We start from the raw sequence: 15,995 nt of genomic DNA on the forward strand, positions 1-15,995 counted from the left end.
GTGTCATGCGTTTCAGCGACAAGGTCGTTCTGGTCACGGGTGGCGGCAGCGGGGTCGGGCGGGCCAGCGCGCGGGCGTTCGCGCGGGAGGGCGCCGCCGTGATGGTGGCGGGGCGCAACGCCGGCGCGCTGAAGGAGACCGTCGAGCTCATCGCCGCCGACGGCGGCGAGGCCGCGGCCGTGGCCGCCGACGTGACGCGCGAGGACGACGTCGCCGCGATGGTGGCCGAGACCGTGCGCAGGTACGGCGGGCTGCACGTCGCCCACAACAACGCCGGCGTCCTCAGCGCACTCGGCCCCGTCGCCGACCTCGACGCCGACACCTGGCGCCACGTCCTGGACGTCAACCTGACCGGCGTGTTCCTGTCGATGAAGCACGAGATCGCCCACATGCGCCAGCACGGCGGCGGCGCGATCGTCAACACCTCCTCCAACATCGGCGCGCACGGCCGCCGCCCCGGCTTCGCCGCCTACGCCACCTCCAAGGGCGCGGTGAGCCTGCTGACCAGGTCCGCTGCCCGCGACCACATCGGCGACGGCATCCGCGTCAACGCCGTCAGCCCCGGGGCCAACGAGGGCCCGATGTCGTCGCTGCCCGGCGAGAGCCACGAGGAGCGCGCCGCCCGCTACGCCTCGCTGATCCCGCTCGGCCGCATCGGCACGCTGGACGAGGTGAGCGCGGCGGTGCTCTGGCTGGCCTCGGACGAGGCCGGGTTCGCCGTCGGCCATGACCTGGTGATCGACGGTGGTGTCACCGCCTGACCCCGGCCGGGCGTACCGGCCTCAACCCCGAAAAGACCACAACCACGGGCCCGAGACAGACCGAAAGCACCACGCGGACAGCGCCGCGAGAGACGCAGGCGGGCCGTCAGTGGCGCGCAGGCGGGCCGGAAGAGACGCGCGGGCGGGCCTGAGAGACGCGCGCGGACGGGTCGGAAGAGACGCGTGGGCGGGCCGGAAATGGCGCGGGGGCAGGGTCGGAACACGCGTAGGCGATTTTGTCGGAGTCGATCTCTAACTTCACCGCCATGACTGCCGTTCAGGCGTACTCCTACGCCGCACCCTCCTTCCTCGACGGCTCCCGGCTGGGCCTGTCCACCTCCGGCGGACGGGCGCTGTCCGGCCCGCTGCCCCGCCCGCGCTTCTTCAGCGGGCTGGTCACCGAGGCCGCCCCCGCCGCCGCAGGGCTGCTGGCCCTGTCGGACGTGGCGATGACCCGCTACCACCAGCCGCGTCCCGGCTGGACCCGCGACCCGGTGGTGACCTGCGACGGGCAGCGGCTGCGGATGGAGTCGTTCTCCGCGTGCGGCGGCGTCTACGCCCGGCTCGACCTGGCCGCGCTCGACGGCGACATCCTCGACCGCGGCACCACCAACGTCGACGTCAACGGCCCGCTGCGCGAGGCGCTGGCCCGCGTCGGCGGCAAGGACCCGCTGCACCTGGGCGTGGGCGCCGACGAGATGTCCGTGACCACGCTCGACGGCGCGGTCGTGGAGAAGAAGGTCCCGCTGCCGCCGCGCTGGCTGCGCGGCTTCGCCGAGGTCCAGGTCATCGCCGCCGGATTCGACCTGCGCGCGGAGCTGACCGGCCCGCACGCGGTGCGCTTCCTGCGCTCGCTGCCGCGCGCCGCCGGCGCCACCGTCTGGGTCACTCCCGCCGGACGCGACCTGCGCGTCCACTCCGACGCCCGGCCCGGCGCCGTCTGCCTGGCGGGCGCGGGCCGCGTCGCGACGCTCCTGCCGCTGCTGCGCTTCGCCAAGGCCCTGCGCGTGTACGGCCCGCCCGCCGGATCCGGTTCCACCGCGAGCGTATGGGAACTGGAGCTGCCCGGAATGCGCTACACGCTGGCCATCTCCCCCGCGCCCTCGCGCGGCTTCTCCGGCGAGGGCGCCGTCCTCGACCACCTGTCCACCGACGAGGCGGCGGGCGACGCCGACGTGCTGGCCCCGCTGCTCGCCTTCGAACCGGCCATCGAGGTCGGCGCGCTCGCCGACGCCTCCGGCCTGGCGCCGGCCCGCGTACGGGCGGCGCTGACCCAGCTCGGCACGGCGGGCCGGGTCGGCTACGACCTCCACGAGAGCGCCCACTTCCACCGGGAGCTCCCCTACGACCGCGACCAGGTCGCCGAGCTCAACCCGCGGCTGACCGCCGCCCGCGCACTGGCGTCCTCCGGGGCGGTGCGGGTGTCGGGCGATCGGGCCGAGGTGACCACGCCGGGCGGCGTCAGGATCGTCGGGCTGGCCGACGGTTCGTGCACGTGCGAGTGGTGGTTCGACCACCGCGGCTCACGCGGGCCGTGCAAACACGTGCTCGCCGCCAGGATCGTCGCCCGCGTGGCCGTCGGGGTGAACGCGTGAACGGGCAGGCGTGGAAGAGCCGCGCCGACCGTCAAGGTGGTCGTGTGAACGGGCAGGCGTGGGAGAGCCGCGCGGGCGTCAAGGTGGTCGCGTGAACGGCCGGGCGTGGGAGGCCGTGCGCAAGGGGATCACCCGGGGCGACGCGGGTGAGGTCGCCGAGCGGGTCCTGGAGCTGGACGAGGCCGGGCGGCGTGAGGTCGCCCGCGAGCTTCCCGGCCACATCGCCCCGGCCAGGGCGGCGCAGCGGCGGCTGGCCGAACGGCGGCGCACCTGGGACTGGCAGCTGACCCAGGAGTGGATCGAGCCCATGCGGGTGGCCGGAGCGGGCACGATCGGCGGGGCGGCGGCGGTCGCGAGCTGGCTCTACCGGCGCGAGTTCGCCCGATGGTCACCGGTGTCCGACATGGAGCCGCTGCTGAAGGTCATCGCGGCCCGCCCGGCCGCGTGGCAGGCCGACCTGGCCGTACGGCTGGCGCTGCGGCTGCGCGGCTCGCGTGCCCAGGCCGGTGACGACAGCGCCGCCCTGGCGCTGGAGTTGCTGCGCAGGACCGGGACCGTGCCGCCCGACCACGAACCGCTGGTGGCCGCCTGGGTCGCCCTGCCGCCCAGGCTGCCTGACGACCCGCTGGCGGCGTACCTGCTGCCGCGGATGTTCGAGGCGGAAGGGGTGGGCCGGGCCCTGCGCGAGGACCGGATCGAGCCGCCGCAGTGGGAGTGGGAGCCGCAGCACTCCTGGTCGCGCACGCTGCGCGACCTGGCCGCCTCCGGCGTCCTCGACCGCGAGATGCTCACCGACGGCTGCGTGCGCCGGTTCCTGCGCGGTGGCAACGCCGCCGACCTGCGCTTCTTCGTCCGCCTGCACGAGCTGCTCGATCCCGCCCCGAGTCCCGGCCGCGCCCGCGACTACCTGCGGCTGCTGCCCGCCGCGCCGGGGCCGATCGCCGAGGTGGCGCTCAAGCAGTTGCGCGGCACGCTCGACGGCGACGACGCCGGTGAGGCGGTGTCCGCGCTGCTGTTCCGGCCCGAGAGCAAGCTGGTGCGGGCCGGGCTGACCTGGCTGGACCGTCTGGCCCGCGAGAGCGACGGCGACCTCGACCACCTGGCGCCCGCGCTGGCGTCGGCGTTCCTGTGCGAGTCCTACCCGGTCCAGGAGCGGACGGTACGGCTGGCCGTACGGCATGCGGGGCGTTTCACCCCCGTCGGCGCCGAGGCGGTGCGCGAGGCGGCGACCGTGCTGCCGGCGGACCTGCTCGCCCGGCTGTCCGAGGCGTACGGCCATGTGGAGCCGGAGGGCGGCCTGGACGACGGATTCGTGCCGGTCGCACTGCCAGAGTTCAAGCCGCCTGTCCATGAGCTGGACCCGTTCGAGCAGTGGCTCGACGGATTCGTCAAGGACGCGCCGGCGGCGGGCGGGCGGCGCGGGCCGGCCGCCGTGCGCGGGGCGGTGTTGGCGGCGCTGAACCTGCCCCGGAGCCGTCTCGACGCCGAGCGCACCTGGAGCAGCGTGGATCTGTGGGCGGAGGCGCTGATGCGCGAGGCCGCCCATCCGGGTGAGCGCACGGGAGAGCCACGGGAGCACCTGCCGAAGTCGCGCACGGTCGCCGCACCGCACCGGATGATGCTGGAGCGGTGCGCCGAGATCCTGGCCGGGCTGCGGGCAGGGACGCTGCCGCCGTACCTGCTGGCGCCGCCCACGACGGCGGCGGGGCAGGTCGAGGCCGCCGAGCTGGTCACCCGGCTGGAGGGCTACGAGCGAGTCGGGGCGCAGGCGCTGCCCGCCGACCTGCAGCAGGCGTTGCTGAGGCTGCCGCGCGCGGTCCCGGCGGAGGTGGCCGAGCGGGCAGGGCGGCTCATGTCCGAGGCGGGAGCCACGCTGGCGCGCTGGCTGGCCGACCGGCCCGAGCCGCGCCTGCGGGTGGTGTGGCGCGGGCTGCGGCCGCAGGTCGTCGTGCACCTGGAGCGGACCGGGCTCGATCTGGTCGACGCGCTGCTCGGACGGGTGTCCTCCACCCGGCTCGGACAGTCGATGGAGGACTGGCACCGGGTGCTGCCGTCGGACCGGGAGGCGCTGGCCATGCACCTGCTGCCGCACGTGCACGCGACCTGGGAGCGGCCGACGAACTTCGGCGACCTCGTGTCGGCCGTGTTCCATCTGGAGGGCCCGGCCGGTGAGGCCGTCGGGGCGCTGCTGGCCGCCCTGCTCGGCGAGCGCGAGTGGTACATGCCGGCGGAGCGGGCCGAGCGGCTGCTGCTGGAGGCCGCGGCCACCGGCGGCCTGCCCGCCGAGCGGTGCGGCCACCATCTCGGCCTGGCGCTGCGGGCGGGCCTGATCAAGTCGGCCGAGGCGCGCTCTTCCCTGGAGTCCTGTGCCAGGCAGGGCGCGCACCGCGAGGTCTGGGAGATCATGACCGGCCTGCTCACGTCCTACCTGCCGGCCGCCGACGAGCGGGGCACCGCCGCCCACACCCGGATCCTCGCCTTCGCCTTGGACGTGGCCCGCTGGGCCGGCGCTCACGGAGCGGTGGGGGTCGTCGCGCAGCTCGCCGACCGGCCCCGCTCCAGCGCTCTGGTCCGCGCGGCCCGCGTCCTGGACGACCACCTCACCGCGGAGAAGTCCCGCCAAGCCTCATGACGCGGACGACCGTGATCAGTCGGACAGGTAGGCGGCGCGGCCGACCACGTAGGTGGCCACGGCCACGGTGATGATCTGCGCGCAGCCCACGATGAGCAGCGGTCCGCCCGTGGCCGCCGTGGGCTCGCGCAGCCACATGCCGGCCAGGATGAGCAGGATGCCGGGCACCTGGGGCTTGCTGCCGGCGTGCATGCGGGCCAGAGTGCCGGGGAAGCGGACAAGGCCGACCCCGGCCACGAAGGTCAGCGCCGCGCCGAGCAGCAGGCAGGTTCCGGCGAGGACGTCGGTCATCGGCCGCTCCTGGCGAAGAACCTGGCCAGGCAGACCGACCCGACGAAGCCCAGCAGCGACAGGACGAGCAGGATCGGCGTCGCCGAGTATTCGCGGTAGACGGCGGCGGCGGTGCCGACGGCGCACATGGCCACGGCCGTCAGCACGTCGAAGGCGACCGCCCGGTCCAGCATCGAGGGGCCGCGGGCCAGCCGGTAGACGGTCATCGCCGCCGCGCCGCCGAGCAGGATCACCACCGCGACGTAGACCACGCTCATCGGAGTTCCTCCCTGTCGGCCCTGGTGCCGAAGACGGCGATCACCCGGCTTTCGAGCCGGGTGACCTCCTCCTGGACCGAACCGGTGTCCGTGGTGCCGAGCACGTGCACGACCAGTTCCTTCCTTCCGGTGTAGGCCTCGACGACGAGGCTGCCGGGCAGCGACGACAGCGCCACGATGATCAGCGTGGTCATCGGCTCCGACGAGGTGCGCAGCGTCGCGGTGGCCAGGTGGACCGGCGGGTCGCAGGCCCCCGGCCGCAGTGCCCACCAGGCCACGCGCACGCTGGAGACGACCATGTCCAGCGCGTAGCGGGGCAGGAAGGCCAGCAGCGCCACGGGCCTGAGCCGGATGCCGGGATCGAGCAACGGCAGCGGCAGCATCCAGGAGATGACCGCCCCGGCCAGCAGCCCGCCCAGGAGGTTGCCGACGCTGAGGTCGCCCCACAGCAGCACCCAGACGAGCGCCAGCCAGATCACCAGCGGCAGCGGCACGTGCCGCCCGAACACCCGCGGCGCGAACAGACGCGTCCTCATCGACCGCTCCCCGACACGGCCTCCAGGTACGGCTGCCGCGCCATCAGCTCACCGGCGGCCCGCCCGGCCAGCGCCGACAACGGCCCGGCCAGAACCGTGTACGCCAGGGCCAGCACGACCAGCGCCGCCGTGGCGGCCACCATGGGCCAGGGCGGCAGCACGGTGGTGCGGATCGCGCCCTCCTCCGACGACTCCTCGCTGTCCAGCACGGTCTCCTCCGCTCCGGCCGCGGCCGGCGGGCTGCGCCAGAACGCCTTGCCCCAGGTCTTGGCCACGGCGTACAGGGTCAGCAGGCTGGTCACGAGGCTGCCGGCGACCAGGGTGAGCGCCAGCGGCCCGCCGTCGGCCAGCCCCGCCTGAACCAGCAGAAGTTTCCCCAAAAATCCGGACATGGGGGGTATCCCGGACAGGTTCATGGCCGGGATGAAGAAGAGCACGGCGATCAGCGGGGCCAGCCGCATCAGCCCGCCGAGCCGGTCCACGGACGTGGTGCCGGTGCGCCGCTCGATCAGTCCGGTCACCAGGAAGAGGCTGGTCTGGACGGTGATGTGGTGCACGACGTACATGACGGCGCCGGCCATGCCGGCGATCGACGACAACGCGACGCCGTACACCATGTAGCCGATGTGACTGACCAGGGTGAAGGAGAGCATGCGTTTGATGTCGGTCTGGGCGACGGCGCCGGCGACGCCGATCAGCATGGTCAGCAGGGCGGCCCACATGAGGATCGTGGACACGGGCCCGCCGGGGAACAGCAGGGCCTCCAGCCGGATGATCGAGTAGATGCCGACCTTGGTGAGCAGGCCGGCGAAGACGGCGGTGGCCGGGGCCGGGGCGGTGGGGTAGGAGTCGGGCAGCCAGGCGGACATGGGGAAGACCGCCGCCTTGATCGCGAAGACCAGCAGCAGCGTGAGCTCGACCAGCAGCTTGAGGTGCTGCGGCAGCCCGGCGAAGCGCTCGGCGAGCTGGGCCATCGACAGGGTGCCCGTGCTGGCGTAGGTGATCGCGAGCGCGATCAGGAAGAGCATGGACGAAGCCAGCCCCATGACCGTGTAGGTGGCGCCGGCCCGGATGCGCGGCAGGGTCCCGCCGAAGGTGAGCAGCACGTACGAGCCGCCCAGCAGCATCTCGAAGGCGACGAACAGGTTGAACAGGTCACCGGACAGAAACGCGTCCGCCACCCCCGCGACCATGATCAGGTACGCCGGGTGGAAGATCGCCATCGGCGCCAGGTGCTCCTGGTCGGCGTAGGCGTTGGCCAGCGAGTAGAGCATGACGCAGAACGTCACCGCCGACGACACCACCAGCATGAGCGTGGACAGGCGGTCGGCGACCAGGCAGATGCCGGTCGGCGCCGGCCAGCCCCCGACGCACGCGACCAGCGGACCGCCGCGGTCGGCCGCCACGAGCAGGATCAGCGAGATCACGACCATGGCGCCCAGCGTCGCCAGGCTGATCAGCGCGTGCAGCCGGCGCAGCCGCCCGCCGATGGCCAGCTTCAGCGCCGCGGCCAGCAGGGGCAGCAGCACCGGCGCCGGGATCAGCGCCTGCATGTCAGTCCTCCCCTTCCAGCTCGGGATCTTGGGCGAGCGCCTGCCTGCGCAGGTCCTCGCGGATCGCCGCCCGCAGCTTCCTGCGCACCTCGCGCTGCCTGGTCCGCAGCTTGCGCCGCAGTTCCTGCTCGGCGGCGTCCTGTTCGCGCTGCTGGCGGGCGAAGTCGTCGCGCAGCGCGCGTACCCGATCGTCCTTGCCGCGGGCCTGGGCCTCCTCCTGCTGCCTGGCCTCCTCGAAGCGGCGCAGCAGTTCCTCAGAGGTCAGCCCGTCGTTCTTGTGCGCCTCCATCCAGCGGCCGAGATCCACGTTGATCTCCAGGATCCGCGACTCCAATTCGGCGGCCGCGCGGCGTTCGCGCTCGATCCGCTCGGCGTCCAGGCGGGCCAGTTCGGCGCGCTGGTCGGCGACGAGCCGCTCGTAGGACTTCTCCCTGTCGCGCAGTCCCCGGCTCAGCTCGCCCGCGGTGGCCCTGATGCGCACCCGGCGGTCCTCGGTGTCGTCCTGCACCGCGTCGTCGCCGGTCAGCTGCCAGGAACGGTGCGCCATGGCCAGCAGGAAGGCGGTCACGCCCAGCGTGATCACGATCGAGGTCAGGACCATCGCCTGCGGCAGCGGGTCGGCCATCCCCTCGGTGCCGGTGAACGGCGGGCGGCCCGCCGGCCCGCCCGCGGTGACGATCAGCAGGTTGACGCCGTTCGACAGGACGATGACGCCGATCAGGATCCTGACCAGGCTCCGCTCCAGCAGCAGCGTGACGCCCGCGGCGATGAGCACCGCGCACAGCGCGAACGGCACCAGCGGCAGGCTCACGAGCCCTCCATCTGCCGGTCCAGCTCGGCCCCCAGGCTGCGCAGGACGTCGCCGACCATGCCGACGACGGACAGATAGATGCCGAAGTCGAACAGCAGCACCGTCGACAGGTGCAGGGTCCCGACCAGCGGGAGCGTCACGTCGGCCGCGAGCATGCGCAGCGCGTCCCCGCCCGCGCCCCACCCGATCAGCGCGCAGCACACCGAGAGCGTCAGCCCCACCCCGATCAGCACGCCCGCGTTGACCGGCAGTGCCCTGGCCAGCTCGTAGCGCCCGCCCGCCAGGTAGCGCACCGCCACCGCGAGCCCGGCCACGATGCCGCCCGCGAAGCCGCCGCCCACCCGGCCGTGCCCGGTGAGCAGCAGGAACACCGACAGCAGCAACATCGTGTGGAAGGTCAGCCTGGCCACGATCTCGAAGATGACCGAGCGCTGGCCGGCCGGCAGCGTGGCCGACAACCAGTGCGTGCGCCCGTCCGGGAGCGGCGCCGCGTCCTCACGTTCGAGGCTGAAGGTACGGCGGCGCAGGAAGACCAGGCTCGTCACGCCGAGTGTGAGCACGATGATCACCGAGCTCTCGCCCAGCGTGTCCCAGGCGCGGATGTCCACCAGGAGCGCGCTGACGATGTTCGTCGCCCCCGCCCGCTCGGCCGCCGCCGCCAGTTGCGTCCCGACCGGTACGGCGGTGCGCTCGTGCAGCGCCACCATCCCGGCCCCCGCGGCCACGACCCCGGTGACCAGGCCCAGGCCCAGCCGCAGCCCGAACGGCACCCGGGCCGAGTCGCGCTCCGGGCTGACCGGCAGCCGCCTGAGCACCAGCGCGAACATCACCAGGCTGAGCGTCTCGGCGAGGAACTGGGTGAGCGCCAGGTCGGGCGAGCCGTGGACCAGGAACAGCAGGGCGGCGCCGTAGCCGGTGACGCCGGCCATCAGCGCGAGCAGGATGTGGCCGCGCACGAACAGCAGGGCGACGGCTCCGGCCACCAGGACCGCGCCGATGACCGGCTGCTCGGGCCTGGCCCAGGCGGTGACGTCCAGGTCGAGGACGGGGGCGCCGCCGTACAGGAAGGAGAAGCAGCCGGTGGCGGCCATGACGGCAAGGGCGAGCGTGAGGTAGGCGGGCAGGGAGCCGCGCTGGAGGAGACCGGTGAGGATGGTGGCGTTGCGGTCCACGCCGCGCATGAACGCCCAGTAGAGCTGGGCGGCGTCGAGCACGTGGAGGGAGGCGCCGAGCCTGGCCACGGGTTCCCTGATCAGGAAGAGGGCGATGCCGCCCGCGAGGGCGACGGCCGACAGGGCGAGCGGGGTCATGGCGCCGGACCACAGGGCCAGGTGGACCTCCGGGCCGTGGTCGGGGTAGGTGGCGGTGTAGGGGGTCATGGCGACGCCGTACCAGCCGGCGGAGAAGGCGGTGGCGAGGCCGAGGACCGACAGCAGCGCGGGCGGGGTGAACATCGGCGCCGGCGTGGGCCGCACCGGCGTGGGCGGCAGGCCGGGCTTGGCGGCGAAGGCGCCCCAGAGGAAGCGGGCCGTGTAGGCGACGGTCAGCACCGAGCCGAGGACGACACCGGTCAGGACGAGCGGGTCGTGTAGCAGGGCCTCGAAGGCCGCTTCCTTGCCGGCGAAGCCCAGCAGCGGCGGCAGCCCCGCCATCGACGCGGCGGCCAGGACGGAGGCGGCGCACACCCACGGCATCGTGGTACGCAGCCCGCTCAGCACGGTCAGGTCGCGGGTGCCGGTGGCGTGGTCGACGATCCCGACGATCAGGAACAGCGCCGCCTTGAACAGGGCGTGCGCCAGCAGCATGGCCACGCCCGCGAGGGCCGCGGCGCCCGTGCCCGCGCCGAACAGCACGGTGAGGAAGCCGAGCTGGCTGACGGTGCCGTAGGCGAGCAGGCGTTTCAGGTCGGTCTCGCGCAACGCCCGCCAGCCGGCCAGCAGCATCGTCGCCAGGCCCAGCGGCACCGCGACCAGCCGCCACACCGCCACGTCCCCGAACGCCGGCCCGAGGCGGGCCAGCAGGTAGACGCCCGCCTTCACCATCGCGGCCGCGTGCAGGTACGCCGAGACCGGGGTCGGGGCGGCCATCGCGCCGGGCAGCCACAGGCTGAACGGGAAGATCGCCGACTTGGCCAGCGCGCCGGCCAGCACCAGGACGAGCGCCGCCACCACCATGCCGCCCTGGGGCGGGTCGGCCACGATCCGCGAGATCCGGTACGTGCCGGCCGCCTGGCCGATGACGACCAGCCCGGCCAGCATCGCCAGCCCGCCGAGCGTGGTGACGGTGAGCGCCTGCATGGCGGCGACCCGGCTGGCCCGGCTCTCGGGGTCGTAGCCGATCAGCAGGTAGGAGAAGACGGTGGTCAGTTCCCAGAAGACGTACAGCAGGAGCAGGTCGTCGGCGACCACCAGCCCGAGCATGGCCCCCGCGAACGCCACCAGGAAGCCGGCGAAGCGCCCGAGCCCCTGGGCGTCCCGCCCGAAGTAGCGCGAGCAGTACCACAGGACCAGCGCCCCGATGCCGGTCACCAGCGTCACCATTAGCGCCGACAACTCGTCGACCCGGAAGGCCAGCTCCAGCCCGAGCTGCGGCGCCCACGCGCGTGTGTGCTCGTACGGGACCCATGCCGCGATGAACACCAGGGCGATCGCCGGGACCGCCGCCAGCACCGTGAAGGCACCCCTGCCCATCACCCGCACGAGCACCGGCGCGCACATCGCCGCCACGGCGTGCAGGATCAGCAGCGGCTCCATGCGCTCCTCACGGGCTACGGCGGTCCGGCGGGATCGTGGGCCGGTCGCGTCCCACTGTGCCGCGCGTGATCATGCCTGTCCGCCGCGCGACGCGCCGCCTTGACCGATTCCCTGCCTAATCGGGGCGGCGGCGACAGTGCCGGTGACCGTCGTTCGGGTACGGCCCCTCGGCCGGGAGGGTCTCCTCGAACAGGTAGCCCGTCTTCTCCGCCACCCTGCAGGAGGCGAGGTTGTCGACCTGGTGGAGCAGCTCCAGCAGGGCCAGGGCGGGATAGGTGGCGAACGCCCAGGCGGTCAGCGACTCCACCGCCCGCGGCGCCACTCCCCTGCCGCGGGCCGGCGCCGCCGTCCAGTAGCCGACCTCGCCAATGTCACCATGCGGGTCGGTGCGCTTCATGACCACGTTGCCCAGAAGCGCGTCCTTCCCCTCCTCCCGTACGGCGAAGCTCATCCGCTCCCCGCTCTCCCAGCCTTGGTGCTGAAGGTCCAGCCAGCGCCGCCCGTCGTCGTCGGTCACGATGGGGTGAAGCGTCCACTTGCGCAGCTCGGGATCCCGGTACGCGCTCACCAGCGCGGCCAGGTCGTCGTCTCGCCAGGGACGGAGGAAAAGGACGGGGGACGCTTCAGCGTTCACGATGACGGTCACGCGCGACATTGGATCACGCGCACGTCCGTCACGCCGATTTAGGGCCCGACCGAAATCAACCCCGGCCAAAAATGGGTTGATCGGTCGAGTTAGCATTGATTGAGTGCCTCCCGATACCACAACCTCCCGCCGTCCTGTGCTGTCTACCAACTCCCTCTGGCGGATGAAGGGCTACCTCCGCCCTTACATCGGCAAACTCGTCTTCATCTGGCTGGTCGCCCTCCTCGGCATCGGGGCCAGCATCACGCTCCCCCTCATCGGGAAAGAAGTCATCGACGGGCCCGTGGCCAGCGGTGACCAGGGGGCGCTGCTTCCGCTCGGGCTTCTGGCGCTCGGTGTCGGCGTCATCGAAGCACTCCTCACCTTCCTCCGCCGCTGGGCCCAGGTCGGGCCGGTCCTCGGGCTGGAGACCCGCATCCGGGACAACCTCTACCGGCACCTCCAGCGGCTGCCGATGGCCTTCCACAACGAATGGCAGTCCGGCCAGCTGTTGTCACGTGCCACGACGGACCTGTCGGCGATCCGGCGCTTCCTCGGCTTCGGGATGCTCTTCCTCGTCATGAACATCCTGCAGCTGACGACCGTCACCATCGTGCTGCTCAACATGTACTGGCCGCTCGGGCTACTGGTCGCCGGGTCGGCGATCCCGATCGTGGTGGTGTCGCTGCGGTTCGAGAAGCGCTACATCCTCATTTCCCGCCGGGTCCAGGACGAGCAGGGCGACCTCGCCACGCTGGTCGAGGAGTCGGCCATCGGCATCCGGACGATCAAGGCGTTCGGCCGCCGGCACCACGTCTTCGACTCCTTCGACGACTCCGCGCTCAAGGTGTACGGGACCTCCATGGAGAAGGTGCGCCACTCCGCGCGCTTCTTCACCTTCCTCGAGGTCATCCCCAACTTCACGCTCGCGCTCGTCCTGCTGCTCGGCGCGCTCGCGGTGGGCGGCGGCGACCTGTCGCTGGGCACGCTGGTCGCCTTCACCACGCTGATGCTGCAGCTCGTCTGGCCGATCGCCAGCCTCGGCTACATCCTGGCCATGTCCCAGGAGGCCATGACCGCCGCCGACCGCGTCATGGAGGTCATGGACACCGTCCCGGAGATCCAGGACGGCGCGGACACGGCCAGGGAACCACGCGGCCACCTGCGCTTCGAGGGCGTGGAGTACCGCTTCCCCGGCGCCGAGAGCCCCGTGCTCGACGACCTCTGGCTGGAGGTACGGCCCGGCGAGACCGTGGCCGTCGTCGGCGCGACCGGCTCCGGCAAGACGACGCTGACCTCTCTGGTCCCCCGCCTGCTCGACCCGACCCGCGGCCGGGTCACGATCGACGGCCACGACGTACGCGAGCTGGAGCTGGGCTCGCTGCGGCAGATCGTGGCGACCGCGTTCGAGGAACCGACGCTGTTCTCGATGAGCGTCAGGGAGAACCTCACGCTCGGCCACCTCGACTCCTCCGAGGAGGAGCTGGACGCGGCGATCCGCACGGCGCAGGCGCAGTTCGTCTACGACCTGCCCTGGGGGCTCGACACCCGGATCGGCGAGCAGGGCATGTCGTTGTCGGGCGGGCAGCGGCAGCGCCTGGCGCTGGCGCGGGCCGTACTGAGCAAGCCGAGGATTCTCGTCCTGGACGACACGCTCTCGGCGCTGGACGTCGAGACGGAGGCGCTCGTGGAGGAGGCGCTGCGGCGGGTGCTGCGCGACGCGACCGGCATCGTCGTGGCGCACCGCGCCTCGACGGTGCTGCTGGCCGACAAGGTGGCGCTGCTGCGCGGCGGCACGATCACGCACGTCGGCACCCACCACGAACTGCTGGAGGCGGTCCCCGAGTACCGGGAACTGCTGGCCCAGGACGCCGACCTCGACCCCTCGGAAGGAGCGCTGCGATGACCACCCCGACCAAGGCCTGGCGAGGCGTGGCCTCCGAGGAGCAGGACGAACTCGACGAGAAGGTCTCGGTGTTGCTGCGGGAGCGCTCCCGAAAGCTCCTCGGTGACCTGCTGAAACCGCACAAGAAGCAGATCGCGCTGCTGACCGCGATCATCATCGTCTCCAACCTGGCGGGCCTGGCGATCCCGTACCTGGTGAAGGTGGGCATCGACGAGGGCATCCCGCCGATGCTCAAGGGCACCGGGACCGGCACGCTGCTGACCGTGGTCGGTGTGATCCTGGCCGCAGCGGCGACACAGGCGCTCACCCGGCAGGCGTTCCTGAAGCTGTCGGGGCGCATCGGCCAGGACATCCTGCTGGAGCTGCGCCGGCGCGTGTTCGACCACTTCCAGCGGCTGTCGCTGTCCTTCCACGAGAAGTACACATCGGGCCGGGTCATCTCGCGGCTGACCTCCGACATCGAGGCGATCGCCGAACTGCTGCAGTCGGGCTTCGACGGCCTGGTCACGGCCGTGCTGACGATGTTCGGCACGGCGGCGCTGCTGATCGTCCTGGACGTGCACCTCGGCCTGCTCGCGCTGATCCCGCTGCCGCTGCTGCTGCTGTTCACCCGGTGGTTCCGCAGGCAGTCCGCGATCGTCTACCGGCGTACCCGCGAGACGGTCGCGCTGGTCATCGTGCACTTCGTCGAGTCGATGACCGGCATCCGCGCGGTCCAGGCCTTCCGCCGCGAGCACCGCAACCAGGAGATCTTCAAGCAGCTCAACGCCGACTACCGCGACGCCAACGCGCGCAGCATGCAGCTGCTCGCGATCTTCATGCCGGGCATCAAGCTCATCGGCAACGTGACCGTCGCCGGCGTGCTCATGTACGGCGGCTGGCTGGCCCTGCACCAGGAGGTCACGGTCGGCGTGCTGGCGGCGTTCCTGCTCTACCTGCGCCAGTTCTACGAGCCGATGCAGGAGATCAGCCAGTTCTACAACACGCTGCAGTCGGCGGGCGCGGCGCTGGAGAAGCTGTCCGGCGTGCTGGAGGAGCAGCCCGCGGTGCCCGAGCCGCGCAAGCCGGCCCCGCTGGAGAGCGCCAGGGGCAAGGTGCGCTTCGAGGACGTGCGCTTCGCCTACACCGAGGAGATGCCCATCCTGCCGCGGCTGGACCTGACGATCCCGGCCGGGCAGAGCGTGGCGCTGGTCGGGGCGACGGGCGCGGGCAAGACGACGCTGGCCAAGCTGATCTCCCGCTTCTACGACCCGGCCGAGGGGCGCGTGCTGCTCGACGGCGTCGACCTCACGATGCTCGACGAGCCGACGCTGCGCCGCGCGGTGGTCATGGTGACCCAGGAGAACTTCCTGTTCTCCGGCACGGTCGCCGACAACATCCGCTTCGGCCGGCCGGGCGCCTCCGACCACGAGGTACGTGAGGCGGCCAGGGCGATCGGCGCGCACGAGTTCATCAGCGGGCTGCCCGACGGCTACGACACCGAGGTGGGCAAGCGCGGCGGGCGCATGTCCGCCGGTCAGCGGCAACTGGTCGCGTTCGCGCGGGCGTTCCTGGCCGACCCGGCGGTGCTCATCCTGGACGAGGCGACCTCGTCACTGGACGTGCCGAGCGAGCGGCTGGTCCAGCGGGCGTTGCGCACGATCCTGGCCGACCGTACGGCGCTGATCATCGCGCACCGGCTGTCGACCGTGGAGATCGCCGACCGGGTGCTGGTGATGGAGCGCGGCGAGATCGTCGAGGACGGACAGCCCGACGAGCTCATCGCCGCCTCCGGCCGCTTCGCCGGGCTGCACAGAGCCTGGCTGGAGAGCCTCAGCTGACCGTTTCCCGGAGGGGCGCGAGGCCCCTCCGGGATTCCCCTTCGCGGCGGGGCTCCGGGTCTTCGCCAGGATTCAGAGCAGCCGGGGTCGTACCGGGCTCAGCAGGGCCGTCTCGTCGGTGACCACCGGCTGCGCGGCCAGCCGCGCCTCCGGGTGGCGGGCGAGATAGCCCTCGGGGAAGGTCGTGGTCTGCTGCCCGCCGCAGTGGGGGCAGACCGCGGCGCTCGACGGCGGCGGGACGAGCACGCCCGAGCGGACCCACACCTCCCTTTCGTTACCATGGCGGTCGTCGACCGATCGCACGAGGTAGTCCTCTTCCCAGACATGCCAGCATCCCCGGCACTCGAACGGCACGCTCCTGCGCTGTTCTTCCATGAGGTCACCCCCTCCCTTCGAGTGTCCGCCCGGCTTGCGCGTGGCCGCAAGCGGGGTAGAAACATCGGCACGGACCCGGT

The 15,995-nt window shown here is 72.5% G+C and carries 13 protein-coding genes; 5 read left to right on the forward strand and 8 right to left on the reverse strand.

Going from position 1 to position 15,995, the window contains the following annotated elements; all coding sequences use genetic code 11:
• Window positions 1–5: 5 nt before the first annotated feature.
• The 3 genes from ACFWY5_RS26165 (at window position 6) to ACFWY5_RS26175 (ending at window position 4,988) form a co-directional block, all read left to right on the forward strand.
• Window positions 6–761 carry an SDR family NAD(P)-dependent oxidoreductase gene (locus ACFWY5_RS26165; RefSeq protein ID WP_379618817.1) on the forward strand — a complete coding sequence of 252 codons (756 nt, stop codon included), beginning with the start codon at window positions 6–8 and terminating at the stop codon, window positions 759–761.
• Between the two features lie 266 nt (window positions 762–1,027).
• Entirely contained in the window at window positions 1,028–2,356 is a 1,329-nt protein-coding gene (locus ACFWY5_RS26170; RefSeq protein WP_379634948.1) for an SWIM zinc finger family protein, read from the forward strand.
• Between the two features lie 91 nt (window positions 2,357–2,447).
• The gene (locus ACFWY5_RS26175; protein ID WP_379634950.1) at window positions 2,448–4,988 is read left to right on the forward strand and encodes a hypothetical protein; all 2,541 of its coding nucleotides are present in this window, start codon (window positions 2,448–2,450) and stop codon (window positions 4,986–4,988) included.
• A gap of 15 nt (window positions 4,989–5,003) precedes the next feature.
• On the opposite strand, the gene ACFWY5_RS26180 is transcribed toward ACFWY5_RS26175, so the two are convergent.
• From ACFWY5_RS26180 to ACFWY5_RS26210, 7 genes are all read right to left on the reverse strand, one after another.
• Window positions 5,004–5,279 (reverse strand): cation:proton antiporter, encoded by a 276-nt coding sequence (locus ACFWY5_RS26180; RefSeq protein ID WP_379618811.1) that lies wholly within the window; start codon window positions 5,277–5,279, stop codon window positions 5,004–5,006.
• A complete protein-coding gene (locus ACFWY5_RS26185) occupies window positions 5,276–5,536 on the reverse strand; it encodes a monovalent cation/H+ antiporter complex subunit F (protein WP_379634952.1) in 261 nt (86 codons plus the stop codon). Before ACFWY5_RS26185 ends, ACFWY5_RS26180 begins: the two co-directional genes overlap by 4 nt.
• Window positions 5,533–6,072 (reverse strand): Na+/H+ antiporter subunit E, encoded by a 540-nt coding sequence (locus ACFWY5_RS26190; protein WP_379634954.1) that lies wholly within the window; start codon window positions 6,070–6,072, stop codon window positions 5,533–5,535. Before ACFWY5_RS26190 ends, ACFWY5_RS26185 begins: the two co-directional genes overlap by 4 nt.
• Window positions 6,069–7,625 carry a Na+/H+ antiporter subunit D gene (locus ACFWY5_RS26195; RefSeq protein ID WP_379634956.1) on the reverse strand — a complete coding sequence of 519 codons (1,557 nt, stop codon included), beginning with the start codon at window positions 7,623–7,625 and terminating at the stop codon, window positions 6,069–6,071. Before ACFWY5_RS26195 ends, ACFWY5_RS26190 begins: the two co-directional genes overlap by 4 nt.
• A gap of 1 nt (window position 7,626) precedes the next feature.
• Window positions 7,627–8,436 (reverse strand): Na(+)/H(+) antiporter subunit C, encoded by an 810-nt coding sequence (locus ACFWY5_RS26200; RefSeq protein ID WP_379634958.1) that lies wholly within the window; start codon window positions 8,434–8,436, stop codon window positions 7,627–7,629.
• Window positions 8,433–11,189 carry a Na+/H+ antiporter subunit A gene (locus tag ACFWY5_RS26205; RefSeq protein WP_379634960.1) on the reverse strand — a complete coding sequence of 919 codons (2,757 nt, stop codon included), beginning with the start codon at window positions 11,187–11,189 and terminating at the stop codon, window positions 8,433–8,435. The genes ACFWY5_RS26200 and ACFWY5_RS26205 overlap by 4 nt, the downstream gene beginning before the upstream one ends.
• Window positions 11,190–11,304: 115 nt before the next feature.
• Window positions 11,305–11,835 (reverse strand): GNAT family N-acetyltransferase, encoded by a 531-nt coding sequence (locus tag ACFWY5_RS26210; protein WP_379634962.1) that lies wholly within the window; start codon window positions 11,833–11,835, stop codon window positions 11,305–11,307.
• 163 nt (window positions 11,836–11,998) lie between these two features.
• Here ACFWY5_RS26210 and ACFWY5_RS26215 point away from each other — a divergent pair, with 163 nt between their 5' ends.
• Window positions 11,999–13,720 (forward strand): ABC transporter ATP-binding protein, encoded by a 1,722-nt coding sequence (locus ACFWY5_RS26215; RefSeq protein WP_379618797.1) that lies wholly within the window; start codon window positions 11,999–12,001, stop codon window positions 13,718–13,720.
• Entirely contained in the window at window positions 13,717–15,540 is a 1,824-nt protein-coding gene (locus tag ACFWY5_RS26220) for an ABC transporter ATP-binding protein (protein ID WP_379618795.1), read from the forward strand. Before ACFWY5_RS26215 ends, ACFWY5_RS26220 begins: the two co-directional genes overlap by 4 nt.
• A gap of 72 nt (window positions 15,541–15,612) precedes the next feature.
• On the opposite strand, the gene ACFWY5_RS26225 is transcribed toward ACFWY5_RS26220, so the two are convergent.
• The gene (locus ACFWY5_RS26225; protein WP_379618793.1) at window positions 15,613–15,915 is read right to left on the reverse strand and encodes a hypothetical protein; all 303 of its coding nucleotides are present in this window, start codon (window positions 15,913–15,915) and stop codon (window positions 15,613–15,615) included.
• Window positions 15,916–15,995 lie beyond the last annotated feature (80 nt).

The organism is Nonomuraea sp. NPDC059007 (assembly GCF_042740555.1).
In the GTDB taxonomy this organism is placed as follows: Bacteria; Actinomycetota; Actinomycetes; order Streptosporangiales; family Streptosporangiaceae; genus Nonomuraea.

What these genes read in the sequence shown, in the direction of transcription:
- ACFWY5_RS26165 (WP_379618817.1), top strand. Translation starts at nt 6, where the DNA reads ATGCGTTTCAGCGACAAGGTCGTTCTGGTCACGGGTGGCGGCAGCGGG.
- ACFWY5_RS26170 (WP_379634948.1), top strand. Translation starts at nt 1,028, where the DNA reads ATGACTGCCGTTCAGGCGTACTCCTACGCCGCACCCTCCTTCCTCGAC.
- ACFWY5_RS26180 (WP_379618811.1), bottom strand. Translation starts at nt 5,279, where the DNA reads ATGACCGACGTCCTCGCCGGAACCTGCCTGCTGCTCGGCGCGGCGCTG.
- ACFWY5_RS26185 (WP_379634952.1), bottom strand. Translation starts at nt 5,536, where the DNA reads ATGAGCGTGGTCTACGTCGCGGTGGTGATCCTGCTCGGCGGCGCGGCG.
- ACFWY5_RS26190 (WP_379634954.1), bottom strand. Translation starts at nt 6,072, where the DNA reads ATGAGGACGCGTCTGTTCGCGCCGCGGGTGTTCGGGCGGCACGTGCCG.
- ACFWY5_RS26195 (WP_379634956.1), bottom strand. Translation starts at nt 7,625, where the DNA reads ATGCAGGCGCTGATCCCGGCGCCGGTGCTGCTGCCCCTGCTGGCCGCG.
- ACFWY5_RS26205 (WP_379634960.1), bottom strand. Translation starts at nt 11,189, where the DNA reads ATGGAGCCGCTGCTGATCCTGCACGCCGTGGCGGCGATGTGCGCGCCG.
- ACFWY5_RS26215 (WP_379618797.1), top strand. Translation starts at nt 11,999, where the DNA reads ATGAAGGGCTACCTCCGCCCTTACATCGGCAAACTCGTCTTCATCTGG.
- ACFWY5_RS26220 (WP_379618795.1), top strand. Translation starts at nt 13,717, where the DNA reads ATGACCACCCCGACCAAGGCCTGGCGAGGCGTGGCCTCCGAGGAGCAG.
- ACFWY5_RS26225 (WP_379618793.1), bottom strand. Translation starts at nt 15,915, where the DNA reads ATGGAAGAACAGCGCAGGAGCGTGCCGTTCGAGTGCCGGGGATGCTGG.